Below are 16,032 nucleotides of genomic sequence, written 5' to 3' on the forward strand. Positions count from 1 at the left end.
GGGTGGGCATCATCAAAGGCGCGGATCAACTCGCCCCGCTCGCGAACGCGTAACTGTTCTTGCCACTACGCTTGACGCGGTACATCGCCTCGTCGGCGGACGCCACAAGGCGCTGATAATCGTCGACGGGATCGGGGAAACTGGCAATCCCGATGCTGGCGCGAACTCCGCCGACCCCTATCTCCCGGTCCGTTTGAGCGACGCAGGCAATCAGCCGCCGGGCGATTTCGCCCAGTTCCGCACTCGTCGAAAACTCGCACACCAGAATGGCGAATTCGTCGCCGCCGATCCGCGCAACCACATCGCCTTTACGCACCGACTCACGAAAGCGCTTCGAAACGGCGATCAGAAATTCATCGCCGACGCGGTGGCCGAGCGAATCGTTAACGTGCTTGAAGCCATCCAGATCCACATACAGCACGGCGATTTTGCAAGGCGCCGCGAACGCGTGCGATTTCGTCACCACCTCTTCGAGTGAGGCGAACAGCTTGCGCCGGTTCGGCAAGCCGGTCATTGCGTCGTGCAGGGCCGCCCATTCGAATTCGTTCGACCTGCCTGCCAGCAGGCGATTGCGTTTCGCATACATCCCCAGCGCGGTGATCAGCATGCAGAATAGCAATGCTGCCAATGCGATCAGCGTGCGCGCAATGTGAGCAATTCGCACGCGCACGTCGGCGCTGTCCGCGTCGCGTTGTGCTCGCCACCAGGCCGACGCGGCACCGAGCGCGGCATCCGTATCGCGCAGATCGGCGTCGGGTCCAAGCGAAGATGCGGGCAAACGCGGCGCCGCCGATGGACTGGCATTCACCAGCGCCGCGAGTGACGCGAGCCGCTGAGCAAGTTCGGTTCGCGCCTGCCGGTACCCCTGAGCCCGCTGGTATCCGGCGGCTCCGGCTTGCGCGGCGTCGGGCAGTTGCTGCCAGATGCCGACTACGTTTCGCGCGCTTTCCGCGCGTTCGACCGCTTCGAGAACGAGCCCCGCATACTCCTGCTTCAACTGATCGGAGAAGATCGTCCGGATCTGCAGCGCCAGGTACAGAAGTCCTGTCAGCAGACAAATCAGCGCGGCCGCGGCGATCACAGCCGGGCCCGGCCTGAAGCGGATGGCAAGCGTGGGCCTCCCGGCAGCGAACCGGTTGCGCGCTCGCTCAGGGATGGGAATAGATGTCTTGCTGGCTTCCGGTGCCATGCTGACGATAGCTCACGCGACGAAAGAACGAACCCATCCGGGCGAACAGACTGCTCTTGTGCCGGGCATTGGCCGTCGAAGCCGACCGGCGATCCGACTGCGCAAGACGCGCGTCTCTGCCTGATCGGGCGACGCCCGATTGCTGCACGGGAGGATTGGCGGGAGACGCCGCGTGAAGAACGGCAGGCTGCGAAGCGGTGGCCGGAGTCGCGTCGGCTACGGCGGTCCGGCTGACCGTCGGCGCGGGAGGACGCGTAACCGGGCCGGACCAGGAGGCCTCTTTTGTCCCAGCCTCTTCCAGGGGTGATGCTGCCGCTGCTGTCTGCACGGGTACTGCGTGCGCGGGTACTGCGGCCGATCCGGGCGGTGCGATCGAATGCGCGGGTTCCGCGATCGCCTGTCTGACCACCGTCGACCCGGCCGTGCCGAGCGCCTGCCGCGCGCCTGAGATAGCGTCGGCATACCTTTGCTGGTCGTGGTTGAACCAGACGCCATACGCGACCGTACCCACCACGCCGACAGCTAGTGCACTCGCTGTTGCAACGCATAATGCAAGACGTCCGAACCGCATGGGTGGCGGCGCAGCCGACGACGGCCGGCTGCCGGCGTCGAAGCGAGTATCTGGACGCTCCATGGCGGATTTTGGCAAGTCAGTATCGTTGGACATCGCAATACTCTCCGGAATCCCTATGTCTGCCTATAGGTCAGACTTTGTTCGTACGATTCAACGGCGGGTGATGTTCGAGAAATTTATTTTGTTGGATGAATCTATTTCGCGTCTCGTGCAGCCTCGCTACGGCAATGCTGCACTTTAAACAGCAGTTTGACGAGTTCGGTACACGTCGGCGAAACAGGTAAAAGATTCAACGCCGCATGTATCAATAGGCGACACCGCGAACACTTGCGGTACAACTCCGGGCTGGGCGGATAGGAAGCGGTACGAACATGCGCGGTGCATCCTTATTATGCAATAAGCACGCCAACGGACGCGCTGCCTGCGGGCAGTTGCCGCTTTAAACGCGACGCATGACTGCGTGAGCGCGTAGCGCCCACGCAGGATCCGGCACCTATTGCACGGTGATCGTCTCTTTCATATTCGGGTGGATGCCGCAGAAGACCTTGTACACCCCGGGCTTGTCGAACTTGAACTGGTAGGTATCGTTTTGATCCAGCGCGGCAGAGCGAAACATGCCGGCGTCGTTCACGACAGTGTGCGGCTCGCCGTCGAGATTTTTCCACGTCACCGTCGATCCGGCTTTGACGGTGAGCTCCATCGGCGAAAACATGAAGTTCTTGATGACCACGGTGTTGGGCGTCTGGGCTTGTGCAACGGAAAGCCCGGCCGATGCGGCGACGAGCGCCGAGCCGCCGAACAACATCACAAGCGTACTGTATAGAGAATTATTTCGCATAACTGATCTCCTGCGTGAAAGAAAATCCTGCAATCAAACGAGTGTTGTATCGTCAAGCGTCGCTTTGAGCGGATGGCGCTCGATCTTGATGCTGGTCACGCCGAGCATCTTTGGAAGTTGATCGCTCGCTACCGTGAGCGGCCCGGGGCCGGGACCATTGCCGGCGGTTGGTTGCGGATAGGCGGTCGAGCGAGCGGTATGGAACGTGATATTGCCTTCGACCTTCGACACGATCTGATGAATATGGCCGTTCAGTACGGTCACCGAGCCAAAACGCTTCAGATAGCTCATCGCCTGACCGGCGTCGCCCGTGCCCCATCCCCAAGGCTCGTAGATCGTCCACATCGGCATGTGGGCAAAGACGACGATCGGCGTGCTGGACGAGCGGCTCTTGAGGTCGTTTTCAAGCCAGGCGAGTTGATCGTCGCCGAGGCTGCCCAGGCCGTTAGGCTTGAAATGCATCACGTTGACGAGCGCGACGAAATGCACGCCATTGTGGTCGAAGCTGTAATAGCCTTTGTTGTCCGAAGCCTTGCCGAAGCGGCTGAAGTACTCGGTTCCTGGCCCGTCCGTCACATCGTGTTCGCCCGGCACGGTATGAAGCTCCGTGATATTCAACCCTGACATCAGCTGCGCCGCGAGATCGAATTCCGCCGGCTTGGAAAGATGCGTGATGTCGCCCGTGTGGATAGTCAGCGCGGGCTTGACCGGCATGGCATTGACGTAGTCGATCGTTTGCTTGAGCGTGCCCGCGACGTCCGGATTCGCCTCTTTATTGAAGCCGATATGTGAATCGCTGATCTGCAGGAAAAGCGGCACACCCATCGATGTCGCGGACGATTTCGCGTCGGCCGCAAGCGCCAGCTCCACGGGCGTGAGAATGCCGCCCGCGAGCACGAACACCGTGCCTACGCCCCCGAAAGCAAGACATTTCAGTGCGCCGCGGCGCGATGGGTTGAATGAATGATGTGACGACATGTCGACCTCACGATAAGGATTCGCAGGCAAACCGCGGGATCATCCGGCGGGCCACACGACTCGGTTCACCTGCAAGACCACGGTGTCGCCGGCTTTATTCCCGGAAAAACGAAAATAGTGGTGGCGGGCGAATTCAGTGCCGGCGGCTTACAGGCTAAATACGATCGTCAACGCGGGAATAGCCACGCCGCGTCCGCAGTCTTGCAGGTGAGAGAACCTGAAAGGAGTAGTCAACATGGACATCATCGACATGGCTCGTACCTCGGGCATGGCCGTCATCCTCGACGGCAGGATCGGCCGCGAGGAATATCAGAGCGTGTGCGGCTCGCTGTCCGCGCTACAGCGATTCGCCGAGGCGGTGCGCCAGAGTACGGCACACGAGAGCCGATCCCGCAAGCGCGCGCTTACGCCTGCTCGCAAAGCATGAGGAACGCAGAAACCCGGCAGGCGCCGCGATATGCTCGACGTGACCCGGCTGCGGCGGCCCCTCAAGCCGTTTCTACGCAGCTTACGAATGGAAGGGAGGGTAAAGTGCGAGCGGAACTACGGCCTCTTCTGCGCCGCCTGCAACTGGGGTCCGGCGTCGTGCTGCTCATCTATCTGTCTTTGCATCTGGTCAATCATGCGCTCGGAATCTGGTCGCTCGATCTAGCCGGGCGCGGACTGATGCTGGCTCTATGGGTATGGCACAGCGTGCCCGGCACGATCCTGCTGTATGGTGCCGCCCTGCTCCATTTCGCGCTGGCTGTGCGCACGATTTACGGGCGGCGTCACTGGGCGCTCCCGCCGGACGAATGGATTCGCCTGTGGGCCGGGCTCAGCCTGCCTCTGCTGCTCATCCGGCATGCGGTCACAACGCGCCTTGCGGCGTCGCTATATGGTTTCGAGCCGAACTACGAGCGGATTGTGATATCGCTGATCACAAGCGGCACGCAAGGTCTGCAACTTGCGCTGCTTGCGCCGGGCTGGATTCATGGTTGCCTTGGCGTGTGGTTCCGCTTGCGTCATCATCCGGCGGCGCAACGCGCCAGACCGGTACTGTTTGCCCTGCTCGTTCTTCTGCCGTTGCTTTCGGCCGTGGGTTTTCTGCGAATGAAGCGGGCGGTCGTCGCAATGCATGCCGTTCTCCCCGCGCCCGATTCGAAACTGCTGACGCATCAGCTTGCGCTCGATACATGGCGTCACAGTCTCGTTACGCTGTATCTTGCCGTGCTCGCTAGCGCGCTTCTGGCGGGCTTGTTGCGAAACTGGCTGGAGAGCAGACCACGTTCGGCTTGAGGTGGCGATGGCACGGATCTGATCGTTCGAGATGGCGCCTTGCTCGATGAGCACCGCTCGCGGCGTATGGCTCCGATGGATGCAGTCGTACCGTGGCCCGCATCGCGAAGAATGCGGGCCACGTGACGGCTCTTTCACGACGGCGCGAGGCCGTCTGCCCACCCTGCCAGGCTTATTGCGCCTGCTGCGCCTGCGGCTTCAGCTTGAACTTGCCCTGATAGCGGATCGTCGGACGCAGGGACTGTGTCGTCGGCGCCGTCATCAACAACTGACGTGCGAGCGGCGTAGCCGTTGCGCCGCCCAGCGAACCGATACTGCTTTCACGCGACGGATCCGCCAGACCGTTCTTCACCAGCAGCTTGGCCTCGAGCTGCAAACTGGTCAGCAACACCGGGTCCTTCAGCGCGTTACCTTGCGTCAGCAACTGACTCCACGCGTTGTTGCTGTAGTTCGTCACGTAGTAGTCGAGGCCGCTCGGATCCGCGAGCACGGCGGAACAGCCGTTCAGACGCACCTGCATTTGCGTGTCCTTCATCGCAACCGTCTTGCGCGCGCTCAGTCCATCACCGTAAGCGAGCGTCAACGGAATCGTCCATTGCGTGCCGGGGTACTGGTTCTGGTTCGGAAACGGCGATTGCTTCAGCGTGACCACGGTCTGATTGGTCGTCAGATCGCACTGGGTGTCGAGCGACAGCAAAGGCACGCCGGTTTGGCGCACGAAGCTGTCGCCAATCGCGACCATCGGCTCGCCGCTGGCCTTGGCCAGTTCGTCCCACAAACGCTTAGGCGTGCCGTTGCCGAGCGCGTAGTCGGCCAGATACGACTGCAACCCCTTGCGCAACACCTCCTCGCCGAGATAGTTTTCCAGCATCTTCAGCACATGGCCGCCCTTGTCGTATGTAAAGGCGCTTGCGCTCAGCACGAAGTCGTTCGAGGCCCAGCCGTTAAAGTTCGGCTGCACCGGGAAGGAAGTGGACTTCAGATCGGCATTGATCACCGCATACTTGTTCTTCACGTCATCGACCCAACTGAAGCGGTCCGGGAAGAAGCGCACCTTGGTCTTGTTCTCGAAGAACGTCGCGAACGATTCGTTGAGCCACACGTCGTCCCACCAGTCGAGCGTGACCAGATCGCCGAACCATTGGTGCGCGGCTTCATGCGTCAAAACCGTCACCCCATAGTCGGACATCGCGGTGCCGGGCGGCGGCAGAATATCGTCGGCGAACTCGAGAATCGCGCCCCAGTTCTCCATACCGCCGAAGTTCAGGTCCTTTTGCTCCTTGAAGGCGTCGTTCGCAGCAATCGTGTCGAACTTGGTGAGCGGCAACGGAATACCCGTGTATCGATAGTAGTAATCGAGCGCCTGCTTGGTCTGCTGCATGGCCGGTTTTGCCCAGTGACGCATGCCGGGTGGCGTGAAGATGCGCAGATGCAGACCCTTGTGATCGGGCAGCGGGCTCGCGAAATCGTCTTCGAGAATGTCGAATTGACCACCGCCGAAGAAGAGCAGATAGGACGGCATCGGCGGGGTTTTTTCGAACGAGACCAGCTTGTAGCCGCTATCCACGTTCACCGCCGGTTTCTCCGCCGCGTTCGACACGACGTTCCAGTTTTGCGGAACTTCAGCGCTGACCTCATAGGTGGGCCGGAACGCCGGCTCATCCCAGCCCGGGAACCATTGGCGCGAGAGGTTCGATTCACCTTGCGTGAGAATCGCGCCGCTGGTCGTGCCATCGGTCGACTTCAGATCGACGCGGAACACGCCCTCCGCCGCGGAGCAACCCGGATAGGGATCGTTGCCGCAACTGCCGCCGGTTTTGGCGACCGGGTCGTCATAGGTCTTGAAGTTGATGATGCCGCTCCACTCCATGTGCAGCGAGTAGTTGCCGGCGGCGATCTGCCCGCTCACGGGCCGAAGCTGGTAGAAATCGCCGTCATCCTGAGGCGTGGCGATCAACTGGATGTTGCCCGGCTGCAGCGTGATCGAGCCGTTGGTGAACTTGATGCGGTGGCCGGCGATCGTGATCGCGTTGACGGACTTCAGCACCTTGATCTGAACGTCCGCGCGGCCGTCGAAAGAAGACAGCGCCGGGTTCGGCCGGAACCACAGCTTGTAGTTGATCGGGGTGACCGTGTCGGGCAATTCGACCGGCGGCACGCTCTTGTTGATCGAGGCATCCGCGACGATCGGCGCGGTAGGCGGCGCGAGCGCCGCGTCGGAAGCGGCCGTGGGCGCCTGGGCGGACTTGCTCGAAGGCGTTGACGAGCCGTCTGAACCGCCGCAGCCCGCCAGGACCATTATCCCGGCTAACGCCAGGCACTGTATCTGCAATCGGAAATTTATACGCATTATTAATCCTCGACTGACAAAATCGGCATAAAGAAAGTGCGTTGAGTGCTTAAGCTGTGTTTCTCTTTTTTCAGCGAAAAAGGTCTCCCGCACTAGCCGCAGATTGCTAGCGAGAATATATGGACGTGTTACTACCTCAGCACTTGTGGCTGATTTTTAAATTGCGCTGGCTTATCTTTACAATCCTTTCGAAAAGCTGGCGTGAGCCATTTTCTTCCGTTTTGAAGCGATCGCCAGACTGACAGACAACACAACGGCATACCTGCGTCTCCGGGCAGGTGAACAGGAACAAGGTCAGTTTTAGCGATAGTGCGTAGCCTAGTTTGGCAAACGTTCCCGTGTCAACTTCCTTTCACAATCTTTCCTGCACCAGTGCATGGTGTATGCGAACAGAATGGCTCACGTAATAAACGGAGTTAATGCTCTAAAGGCTCGAATGCACGCCGGCTTCTACGAGAAACTTTATTTTATTGCGGCGCGGAGTGTGATAGGACGCGGGACAGCAGTCAATGCGCTGACGAAGTTAATCCGCTGTCGAGTCCATGAAAGAAAATCCGCTGCTAACGGATGAAATGAGCGCAAATCGGCATTGCCTTCAGGCGGGTATAAAACGCCGACTGTCCGCCACGAACATCGGCAAATTGATCGGCTGCCAGCGCGGAGCCGGCGGCCGCGCCGATCGCAATCGACGCGATCGCGATGCGGCGTAGCCATCCGGCGCGGCCGGTCAGCGTGCCCGACACGCTGCGCCAACTGGCGAGCAAGGTCATGGCGAGTGCAACGATCGCGCAGCACATGACTGTATTTTCACGCGTTGAGCGCAGCGTTCGCGGCTGAAATTGCCGAACGCACCGGAAACGGATTGCGCCACGCTTCGATCTCGTTCAGTTGATCGTGCCAGCGCTGCATTTCCGGAAATTCGTCAAGCGGCATGGCTGCGTTTTTTGCATAGGGCAGCGCAATGGCGACGGAGAAATCCGCAAGGCTCAAGCCGTCACCAAGCAGCCATTTACGGCCTTTAAGATGCTGCTCGAGCACGCTGGCGGACTTGCGAAACATACCCTGCTCTTCGGCCACTTTCGACGGATCGGGGCCGCCGAGTCCAAACACCGGCTTGATGATGGACTCGAAGTAAAGCGTGCCGGCATGCGGATAAAAATGGTGGTTGTTCCAGCTAAACCAGCGCAGCACGTCGACCAGCCGGTCATCGGCCGGCCAGAGGTTGGACTGCGCGCGCCGGGCGAAATGGCTGATGATCGCGTCGGCTTCCCAGATACTTCTCCCGCCATCGACAAGACACGGCACCTTGCCATTCGGATTGATCGCCTGATAGTCCGGCTTGCGATGCTCACCCTTCGTCAAATCGACGAAAGCGTATTCGATTGGCAAACCTAAATACTTTGCCACTGCACAGGTTTTTCGCGGAGCCAGTGTCTCCGCGTAATAGAGCTTCATATTCGACCTCGGTATGAGTTGAATGTGTTTTTCGACGTGCGTCAGTTGCCTTCGTCTTCCAGTCGCGCCATGAACGCGTCGAGCTTGTCGAGGGCCGTGCCCCAGCCGCTCCGATGAGCATCGCGTGCGGCTTCGTCGAAGAACTGTGCGTGCGTGAGCGTGAGCTCGGTCCCCTCCTCGATCGGGCGCAGCCTGAGCGTGACCTGCGAGCGGCGCTCGGGCAGCGTGGCCCATTCCCACGTGAAGACGAGCTTGCGGTCCGCCTCGACCTCCAGGTATTCGCCGCGACAGTCGTGCGTTTCGCCATCCAGTGTCTGGAACACCACGCGAAAGCGGCCGCCCACGCGCGGATCGGCTTCGGCGCTGAGTACCGGCCCGGCGTCGGGCCCCCACCAGCGCACCATCAGTTCGGGCCGGGTCCACGCTGCATACACTCGGGCTGGCGGTGCCTTGATGCGCCGCACGATAGTCAGGCTCGGCTTTTCCTGGGTCATTGCCCGTCTCCCTCCACAAAATCGGCGAGCCGGTCGAGGCTCGCGGACCAGAAACGCTCATAGCGTCTCAACCATGCCATTGCCTCCTCCATCGGCCCCGCGACCAGATCGACCGACACCGTCCGCCCGCTCTTGGTACGCGATACCAGACCCGCGTCGCTCAGCACGTCGAGGTGCTTCATGACCGCGGGGAGCTTGAGCGGCAGCGGCCGCGCGATTTCCGTGACCGACAGCCCGGGCTCCCGCTCAAGGCGAGCGAGGATGGCCCGCCGCGTCGGGTCCACAAGGGCGGAAAACGTGCGATCGAGCTGACTGACTGGAGACTTTGCCATATGGTGAACTATAGGTGGATCACGAGCCCTGTCAAGATTTTTCGCAGGCTGCCCGGATCGCGCGGACTTGTGTTTGTGGCGTATCGCCGGTCCGTTGAAGATCGCGAATCAGCCAAATTCGAGGGAACTGCTAGAGCCGCTCGCCGCAAAAAGTTTATCGGCTCTGCTGTCAGAATTTGTCATCTGGTCCGACTAAAGCCGGCGTAGACTTTCGCGGCGAGGAACTTATGATGAATGACATCGATTTCGAATGTACTGAATGCGGCAAATGCTGCCACGACCTGCGCCTCGCGCTGACGGTTACCGAGGCTATCGCGTGGCTCGAGCGCGGCGGGAAAATGGAACTCATTTGCGAGGCCATCCCGTGGCCGGTCGAGCCCGAAGCCGGCAATGCGCAAGCGGAATACAAACGGGCCCGGTCGTCACCGGCCATGAGCGGAAGCTTGCCGGTCCGCATTTCGATCGTGCTCGCCGCGGCATTCGAAGGAGCCTGTCCCAATCTGCGCGCCGATATGCGCTGCAATATCTACGAGCAGCGGCCGCTGGTCTGCCGGATCTATCCCGCGGAAATCAATCCGTTCGTTGAGTTGATGCCGCAAAACAAGGGCTGTCCTCCTGACGCGTGGCAAAACAAGCCGCTGCTCCGGCAGGGAATCCTGGTCGATGCGGCAACCGTCGAGCAGATCGAGCAGTCGCGGCGCGCGAATCAGCTCGAGGCGCCGCTGCGTATGCAGGTGTGCACCGAGCTCGGCCTGAACGAGGCTGCGCTTGCGAACGAGGGCTTTGTGATGGTTTCGCCGGATAGCGAGGCGCTGTTGAGCGCCCTGCGCAAAATACACGCGAGCGACCCGTCGCAGGACGCCGCCACGCAGTGGACCTTCGTGTCGAATCGCACTGGCACGGTTGAAACGCTCCAGTCGGTAGGCGCGGCCGGCCACCTCGTTGAAACCAGCGTTGCCGGCAACGCCCGGTATCACGGTTTTTTCCCGCCGTCATAGAGGCAAAATCGCCGGCGCCCGCCCGCGCACAGTTAGACGCCGCTGCTGCCGCCCACCGTCCTGATGCTCTTCCATTGTCCTTGCTGCACCTGGAACAGCGTGTACGGCGGTTTGATGAGATCGCCATACGGGTCAAAGGTGATGTTGCCGGTCACACCGGTCACCGTCACTTTCGACAGCGCGTCGACGATCTTTGCCCGGTCGAGCGAATCAGCATTGTGAATCGCCTTGATCATTGCAAGCGCGGCATCGTAGGCAAACGGTGCGTACAGTTCGACGTCCTGATTGAAGCGCGCTTTATAGCGCTTGCCGAAGGCCTGCGCGGCAGGCAGCTTGTCGAGCGCCGGGCCGGGCTCGAGATCCTGCGTGCCGTCCCCTGCGGTGCCGGCGATTTGCAGGAACGCATTGCTCTTCAGCGCGCCCGCGCCGAACAGTTGCGCCTGCATGCCTAGCGAGCGCATCTGCTTGACCAGCATCGCGCCCTGTTCATCCAGGCCGCCGAAGAAAATCAGATCGACGTTCCGGCTCTTGAGCGTGGTGAGAATAGCGCGAAAATCCACCGCTTTGTCGTTAGTGAATTCGCGGTCGACGATGTTGCCTTTCGCTTCCCTCGCGCCTTTTTCGAACGCATCCGCCAGGCCTTGCCCGAATGCGGTACGGTCGTCGATGATGCCGATGCGCTTCGCCTTCATCTGCTCCACTACAAAATGCCCGGCTACGACACCGCCGATGCCGTCGTGCCCCATGGTGCGGAACACGTTTTTGTAGCCTTGCTTGGTGAGTTGTGGATTAGTCGAGCCCGGCGTAATCATCGCGACGTTCGCCTGGTGATAAACGGCCGAGGCGGGAATGCTGCAGCCCGAATTGTAGTGGCCGATCACGCCGACCACGCCGTCGTCGACCAGTTTCTGCGCCACCTGAATTGCCACGCGCGGGTCCGCCTGATCGTCCTGCACATCGAGCACGAAGGTGACCGGCTTTCCGCCAATCGTCGGGTGCTTCGCATTTTCTTCGTCGAGCGCCAATTGAGCGCCGTACTGCAGGTCCTTGCCCACGCGTGCAACGGGACCGGTCAACGGTCCGACGAAACCGATCTTGACGACTTCAGGATCGGCCGCCCACGCCGACGACATGGCCGTGGCGAGCGCGCAGACGGTGACACTCAACAACCAATAGCGGCGATTCATGATGCGCTCCTTGCGAGATATAACGTCGCGCGATGTGAAGGTTGGCCGATCCGATGCGCGACGCGTCGAAACCGTCCTCAGATACTGATCGTGAAGCGAGAAAACCTGTGCGCTCAAAGCCTCGATGAAAGTCAAAAACGCGTGGCCGAGTAAGGCGGGAGATAGAGCGGCGGCGCGCGCCGCGCGATCAGATCGGCGACGATGCGCCCGCTCACCCCGGCTAGCGTCAAGCCGAGATGCTGGTGGCCGAATGCGTAGATAACCCGTTCGCTAGCGCGCGAGCGTCCGAGCACCGGCACGCCGTCCGGCAAGGTCGGACGAAATCCGAGCCAGCTGCTATCCGGCCTATCGAGCGCGGGTAAGGCTCGCTTCGACGAAAACGTCAGCAGATCGATGAGCGAACGGTTGCGGGTCTCGCCGAACCCCGCGAGTTCGACCGTGCCGGCAACGCGCAGGCCGTCGCTCATCGGCGTCATGTAGAAGCCGCGCTCGGCCCAGCCGACCGGCCGCGACACCAGTTGCTGCGCGCCTGGAAAGCGGACGTGGTAACCCCGTTCCGTATCCAGCGGGACGGGGTCGCCGCATTGTTTGGCAAACTGGGCGGAGCGAGCGCCGGTTGCGACCACCACGTGGCTGAAACGCCGCGTGGCGCCGGCGACGCTCAGGGCAGCACCGTCCCCGGCAGGCTGCACGGCGTCAACAGTCGAACGCTCGAGCTTCAATCCTTGCGCGGCAAGCTGTTGATAAAGCGTCTGAAGAAAACCGTGCGGATCGGAAAAATGCCAGCTATTGCTGAACAGCACAGCGCGCTCGAATATCGGTGCGAGGAACGGTTCGAGCTCGCGGATTTCGCTGCCGCCCAGCACCTCGAAGGTAACGCCTAGCTGCCGGCGCAGATCGAGTGCGGGACGCGCGGCATCGAACGAAGCCGCGCTCGAATAAAGATAAAGACATTCGTGGGGCCGGACAAAACGCGCCAGTTCTGCGTCCGCCAGCAGCGGCGCATAACCGTCATGCGCGCAATCGAGCAGCGCGGCGAGCGCGCCGGCGCTCGCTTCGTAGCGCCGCGGCAACGAACTCATCATGAAACGCACCAGCCATGGCGCAAGATGGGGCAGATAGCCCCAGCGCACTCTGAACGGGCTGTCTCTGGATAACAGAAAGCGCGGCAAGTCGCGGAATACGGACGGATTGTTGACCGGAATGCACGCATAGTGCGCGAAGGTCCCCGCATTGCCGAAAGACGCGCCCTGCCCCACGCCCGCCGGGTCGAACAGCGTGATTCGATGGCCGTCGCGCATCAGCGCCGCAGCGCTCGCGAGGCCGATGAATCCCGCACCGATGATGGCAATCTCCGACATCACTTGCGTCCTTCCATTGAAGCGACGCCCATCCGCGACAGATAGCCGGTTGCGCTGCCTTCGCTTTGCCGGCGTTTGGCCGCCAGCAGATACGCGGCCGAGACGACGGCGAGACTCGCGAGGCTTGCCTCAGGAAAACTCATCGGAAAACTCCTGCTGACAGAATCGGGACACTGTTCGGCGACAGCGCGACATGCACGCCGCCAGACAAACTCTGGCAATCAGAATCACACAATATTTTTTTGTGTGCAATTAAAAGTCACATTGTGTGGCCCTGGCATTTTCCCTGGATGGTCTGTGGTTCGATCCTTGCAGCCAAGGGCGCTGCAACAACCGTGCAGTCCCGGCGCGCTTGTTTTTAAGCGTTGCGCGGACGCTTGTCTGGTATAGAATCGGCAAAATTCCGCACAATTGCGGACAAAGTCGATTTTGTATGGAGACATCGGTTCTTATGGCTTCTGACAAAGACACGGCGCGTGGGTCCAACGGCGCACCGGCGCAGATGAAGCGCTCCACCTACGTCGAGGTGTCCAGCTCGATCGAAAACGAGATTCGCAGCGGTGTTTATCCACCGGGCAGCCGCCTGCCGCCGCAACGGCAACTGGCCACTGAACTGGGCATCAATGTGTCGACAGTGTCCCGCGCCTACAAGGAATTGCAGTTGCGCGGGCTGGTGATCGGCAGCAAGCGGCGCGGCTCGCTCGTGACCGGCGGCGCAATGCCGAGCGTCGAACCCGCGCAGGCGGCCAGCAACGCGGCGATCGATCTGACCGTCAACCGGCCGGCCACGGGCGAATTCCTGAACTGCCTCGCGCGCACGCTGGCGGAATTGCCGCGTGATCCGCGTTACCCGCAATTGCAGGAATATCAGCCGCCGCAAGGCCCCGTCTGGGCGCGCGCCGCCGGCGCGCGCTGGATGGCCGCGCCGGGCTTCACGCCGGCACCCGACCACGTGGTGGTCACGAGCGGTGCGCAACACGGTTTGTATGCGGTGCTGAACAGCCTGATCGGCACGGACGGCGTGATCCTCGCCGATCAGCTCACCTACTACGGGCTGAAAGCGCTGGCGCCGGTGTTCCAATTCGAGATCGTCGGCATTCCGAGCGACCGCGACGGCCTCCTGACCGACGAGGTAGAGCGCGCCTGCCGGCGCATGCCGGTGAAAGCCATCTTCACGGTGCCTAATCTGCAGAACCCGACCGTGACGACGATGAGTCTCGAGCGTCGCATGGCGCTCGTCGACATTGCACGTCGGCACGGCGTGGCGATCATCGAAGACGACGTCTACGGGCCGCTGGTTTCGCAGCGGCTGCCGACCATCGCGAGCCTGTGCCCGGAACTGACGTTCCACCTCGCGGCGACCTCGAAGATTCTCGCGCCCGGCCTGCGGCTCGGCTATCTGCTGAGCCCGCCGGACAGTTCCGCGCTGTGTGCGGAGGCGGTACGCACCACCGCCTGGATGCCCGCGCCGATGTCGATGCTGATCGCGTCGATCTGGATCGAGAACGGCACCGCGCGCCACATCATGGACGCGCAGCTCGCCGAAATTCGTGCCCGACAAGACCTCGCTCGCGAGTTGTTGCCGCAGGAATGGCTGCAGACCGATCCGGCGTGCATGTTCGTGTGGCTCAAGCTGCCGCCGCCGTGGCGTGCCGACGACTTTGCGGCGAATGCGAAGGCGCGTGGCGTGGTGGTGATGCCGTCGTCGGCGTTTGCCGTGGACCGCTCGGAGATCGAGCACGGGGTACGGATCAACCTCGCGTGCGCCGCGAGCCGCGATCAACTCGTGAGTGCGTTGCGGCTGCTGACGGGCACGCTGAAGGATCGCCCCCGGGCTTTGTTCGGCACGATCTGATCGACACCGCCGCCGTGCCCCGCGGAATGCAATGGCCTACCGCTTCACGCCGTGCAGGTCTCAGGCAGAGCGCGTGGCGAGACGCTCCACACTCAGCCACCGGGCGATGCGTTTCAGTGCATGGCGCACGCGGCCACGTAGATGCGCCTGTCGCATATGGCGCCAGAAACGGTCCGGCACAAAATCCGCGAAACGCGCTTCTCGTTCAAGCAATGCCTTACCACCTGGCAAGTGGACAAACGAACAGCAGCGAAACCAGCGCACGTCCCGATAGTTATTGCCGGGCCAATGGCGGCCCACCGCCTGATAGGCGCCCACTTCGATCAGGCCCTGCCCCTCGTCGGCCAGGATGTTGAGCGCCGCCGAAATGAACGCTTCGTCGCCGTGATGTCCGAGCCGCTCGATTTCGCTGATATAGCGGGTGTAGCTGGCGCGAGCGCGCGGCACCAGCCGGCGCAATGCAGCGGGCGTCGCCATGAGAAACTCGCCGCCGTACCAGCGCGGATTTTTGAGCCGCCTGTCCGCGACGATTTCCAGGTCGGCGACAACGCGTTCGCTGCCGTACGGCGGAAATACCTGATCTGAAATATCGAAGGCGCCGATGCCAGCTTCAGCGCAACGCCCGATCAGATCGCGCGAGAGCGGCTGCAGCGCGACCATGTCGGCGTCGAGCAGCAACAGCATCGTGTCGGCTGGCAGCCAGCCGGCTATCTGGTCCATCAGATCGAGCTTGAAATGCGCGGCGTAAAACGGCGTGTTTTTCGGCAACTCCATCGTCGCCTTCAGGGTCATCAGTGCGGGCCGGCGCTCGGGCGTCACCTTGTCGAGCCGGGGCGCGACCAGTGCCGGCGCATTGGTCACGATGGTCAGCTTCGGCATGCCGACCTGCCGCAAGCTGTTGTTCAGGCAGATCGCCTGACTCACGTACGACAGCGGATCGCGATTCCTCGAGTTGGGCCCCGGATTCGCATCGACATCCACATACACCAGCGTGCAAGGAAAAAGATTCACGTTGTTCCTCACCATGTGTGAGAGACGGTTCGCTTTTTCCAGCGCTGCCGTAATCGTTCGCGGATTGATCCACAGGCCGCATCGGGCGGCAAGCCAGAAGCCCGCGCGAGGTGGTGCGAGAGCCGTCGTGCC

17 protein-coding genes are annotated in these 16,032 nt (G+C 61.6%); 4 read left to right on the plus strand and 13 right to left on the minus strand.

Going from position 1 to position 16,032, the window contains the following annotated elements:
- Window positions 1-25 precede the first annotated feature (25 nt).
- The 4 genes from AC57B6_RS20130 to AC57B6_RS20145 form a co-directional block, all read right to left on the minus strand.
- Window positions 26-1,189, minus strand: coding sequence for a diguanylate cyclase (locus AC57B6_RS20130; RefSeq protein WP_496421972.1), 1,164 nt, complete (start codon window positions 1,187-1,189; stop codon window positions 26-28).
- Window positions 1,149-1,856 (minus strand): hypothetical protein, encoded by a 708-nt coding sequence (locus AC57B6_RS20135; RefSeq protein WP_081922959.1) that lies wholly within the window; start codon window positions 1,854-1,856, stop codon window positions 1,149-1,151. The genes AC57B6_RS20130 and AC57B6_RS20135 overlap by 41 nt, the downstream gene beginning before the upstream one ends.
- A gap of 400 nt (window positions 1,857-2,256) precedes the next feature.
- Entirely contained in the window at window positions 2,257-2,601 is a 345-nt protein-coding gene (locus AC57B6_RS20140) for a cupredoxin domain-containing protein (protein ID WP_030100513.1), read from the minus strand.
- Window positions 2,602-2,634: 33 nt separating this feature from the next.
- Entirely contained in the window at window positions 2,635-3,579 is a 945-nt protein-coding gene (locus AC57B6_RS20145) for a metallophosphoesterase family protein (protein ID WP_028194557.1), read from the minus strand.
- A 235-nt stretch (window positions 3,580-3,814) separates the two neighbouring features.
- On the opposite strand from AC57B6_RS20145, the gene AC57B6_RS20150 reads away from it, so the two are divergent.
- Window positions 3,815-4,006 (plus strand): hypothetical protein, encoded by a 192-nt coding sequence (locus AC57B6_RS20150; RefSeq protein ID WP_028194558.1) that lies wholly within the window; start codon window positions 3,815-3,817, stop codon window positions 4,004-4,006.
- A 104-nt stretch (window positions 4,007-4,110) separates the two neighbouring features.
- Window positions 4,111-4,857, plus strand: a complete 747-nt coding sequence (locus AC57B6_RS20155) for a hypothetical protein (RefSeq protein WP_042273914.1) — start codon at window positions 4,111-4,113, stop codon at window positions 4,855-4,857.
- Between the two features lie 172 nt (window positions 4,858-5,029).
- Here the strand turns inward: AC57B6_RS20155 and AC57B6_RS20160 are convergent, their stop codons facing one another.
- The 5 genes from AC57B6_RS20160 to AC57B6_RS20180 form a co-directional block, all read right to left on the minus strand.
- Entirely contained in the window at window positions 5,030-7,207 is a 2,178-nt protein-coding gene (locus tag AC57B6_RS20160) for a M1 family metallopeptidase (protein WP_496421973.1), read from the minus strand.
- A 560-nt stretch (window positions 7,208-7,767) separates the two neighbouring features.
- Complete coding sequence (locus AC57B6_RS20165) at window positions 7,768-8,004, minus strand: hypothetical protein (RefSeq protein ID WP_046572933.1); 237 nt, start codon at window positions 8,002-8,004, stop codon at window positions 7,768-7,770.
- 10 nt (window positions 8,005-8,014) lie between these two features.
- Complete coding sequence (locus tag AC57B6_RS20170) at window positions 8,015-8,662, minus strand: glutathione S-transferase family protein (RefSeq protein ID WP_496421974.1); 648 nt, start codon at window positions 8,660-8,662, stop codon at window positions 8,015-8,017.
- Between the two features lie 41 nt (window positions 8,663-8,703).
- Entirely contained in the window at window positions 8,704-9,156 is a 453-nt protein-coding gene (locus AC57B6_RS20175; protein WP_030100508.1) for an SRPBCC family protein, read from the minus strand.
- Window positions 9,153-9,488 (minus strand): ArsR/SmtB family transcription factor, encoded by a 336-nt coding sequence (locus tag AC57B6_RS20180; protein ID WP_106354718.1) that lies wholly within the window; start codon window positions 9,486-9,488, stop codon window positions 9,153-9,155. The genes AC57B6_RS20175 and AC57B6_RS20180 overlap by 4 nt, the downstream gene beginning before the upstream one ends.
- A gap of 227 nt (window positions 9,489-9,715) precedes the next feature.
- On the opposite strand from AC57B6_RS20180, the gene AC57B6_RS20185 reads away from it, so the two are divergent.
- Window positions 9,716-10,486 carry a YkgJ family cysteine cluster protein gene (locus AC57B6_RS20185; RefSeq protein ID WP_406869690.1) on the plus strand — a complete coding sequence of 257 codons (771 nt, stop codon included), beginning with the start codon at window positions 9,716-9,718 and terminating at the stop codon, window positions 10,484-10,486.
- A gap of 32 nt (window positions 10,487-10,518) precedes the next feature.
- Here the strand turns inward: AC57B6_RS20185 and AC57B6_RS20190 are convergent, their stop codons facing one another.
- The 3 genes from AC57B6_RS20190 to AC57B6_RS20200 all read right to left on the minus strand — a co-directional run bounded on the left by AC57B6_RS20190 (window position 10,519) and on the right by AC57B6_RS20200 (window position 13,177).
- The gene (locus tag AC57B6_RS20190) at window positions 10,519-11,673 is read right to left on the minus strand and encodes a branched-chain amino acid ABC transporter substrate-binding protein (RefSeq protein ID WP_030100505.1); all 1,155 of its coding nucleotides are present in this window, start codon (window positions 11,671-11,673) and stop codon (window positions 10,519-10,521) included.
- Window positions 11,674-11,804: 131 nt separating this feature from the next.
- Window positions 11,805-13,034: an NAD(P)/FAD-dependent oxidoreductase gene (locus AC57B6_RS20195; protein ID WP_030100504.1), complete on the minus strand. Its 1,230-nt coding sequence runs from the start codon at window positions 13,032-13,034 to the stop codon at window positions 11,805-11,807.
- Window positions 13,034-13,177 carry a hypothetical protein gene (locus AC57B6_RS20200; protein WP_178371159.1) on the minus strand — a complete coding sequence of 48 codons (144 nt, stop codon included), beginning with the start codon at window positions 13,175-13,177 and terminating at the stop codon, window positions 13,034-13,036. Before AC57B6_RS20200 ends, AC57B6_RS20195 begins: the two co-directional genes overlap by 1 nt.
- Window positions 13,178-13,485: 308 nt before the next feature.
- Between AC57B6_RS20200 and AC57B6_RS20205 the strand changes: the two genes are divergently transcribed.
- Entirely contained in the window at window positions 13,486-14,889 is a 1,404-nt protein-coding gene (locus AC57B6_RS20205) for an aminotransferase-like domain-containing protein (protein WP_183803841.1), read from the plus strand.
- A gap of 60 nt (window positions 14,890-14,949) precedes the next feature.
- On the opposite strand, the gene AC57B6_RS20210 is transcribed toward AC57B6_RS20205, so the two are convergent.
- Window positions 14,950-15,900, minus strand: coding sequence for a hypothetical protein (locus tag AC57B6_RS20210; protein WP_046573321.1), 951 nt, complete (start codon window positions 15,898-15,900; stop codon window positions 14,950-14,952).
- Between the last annotated feature and the right edge of the window lie 132 nt (window positions 15,901-16,032).

The sequence above is a fragment of the Paraburkholderia sp. BGA-UO-ETr-F12 genome, from assembly GCF_059567945.1.

Excerpts from the sequence above, each read along its gene's own strand:
- AC57B6_RS20130 (WP_496421972.1), bottom strand. The coding sequence starts at position 1,189 with ATGGCACCGGAAGCCAGCAAGACATCTATTCCCATCCCTGAGCGAGCG.
- AC57B6_RS20135 (WP_081922959.1), bottom strand. The coding sequence starts at position 1,856 with ATGTCCAACGATACTGACTTGCCAAAATCCGCCATGGAGCGTCCAGAT.
- AC57B6_RS20140 (WP_030100513.1), bottom strand. The coding sequence starts at position 2,601 with ATGCGAAATAATTCTCTATACAGTACGCTTGTGATGTTGTTCGGCGGC.
- AC57B6_RS20145 (WP_028194557.1), bottom strand. The coding sequence starts at position 3,579 with ATGTCGTCACATCATTCATTCAACCCATCGCGCCGCGGCGCACTGAAA.
- AC57B6_RS20150 (WP_028194558.1), top strand. The coding sequence starts at position 3,815 with ATGGACATCATCGACATGGCTCGTACCTCGGGCATGGCCGTCATCCTC.
- AC57B6_RS20160 (WP_496421973.1), bottom strand. The coding sequence starts at position 7,207 with ATGCGTATAAATTTCCGATTGCAGATACAGTGCCTGGCGTTAGCCGGG.
- AC57B6_RS20165 (WP_046572933.1), bottom strand. The coding sequence starts at position 8,004 with ATGTGCTGCGCGATCGTTGCACTCGCCATGACCTTGCTCGCCAGTTGG.
- AC57B6_RS20170 (WP_496421974.1), bottom strand. The coding sequence starts at position 8,662 with ATGAAGCTCTATTACGCGGAGACACTGGCTCCGCGAAAAACCTGTGCA.
- AC57B6_RS20175 (WP_030100508.1), bottom strand. The coding sequence starts at position 9,156 with ATGACCCAGGAAAAGCCGAGCCTGACTATCGTGCGGCGCATCAAGGCA.
- AC57B6_RS20180 (WP_106354718.1), bottom strand. The coding sequence starts at position 9,488 with ATGGCAAAGTCTCCAGTCAGTCAGCTCGATCGCACGTTTTCCGCCCTT.
- AC57B6_RS20185 (WP_406869690.1), top strand. The coding sequence starts at position 9,716 with ATGATGAATGACATCGATTTCGAATGTACTGAATGCGGCAAATGCTGC.
- AC57B6_RS20190 (WP_030100505.1), bottom strand. The coding sequence starts at position 11,673 with ATGAATCGCCGCTATTGGTTGTTGAGTGTCACCGTCTGCGCGCTCGCC.
- AC57B6_RS20195 (WP_030100504.1), bottom strand. The coding sequence starts at position 13,034 with ATGTCGGAGATTGCCATCATCGGTGCGGGATTCATCGGCCTCGCGAGC.
- AC57B6_RS20200 (WP_178371159.1), bottom strand. The coding sequence starts at position 13,177 with ATGAGTTTTCCTGAGGCAAGCCTCGCGAGTCTCGCCGTCGTCTCGGCC.
- AC57B6_RS20205 (WP_183803841.1), top strand. The coding sequence starts at position 13,486 with ATGGCTTCTGACAAAGACACGGCGCGTGGGTCCAACGGCGCACCGGCG.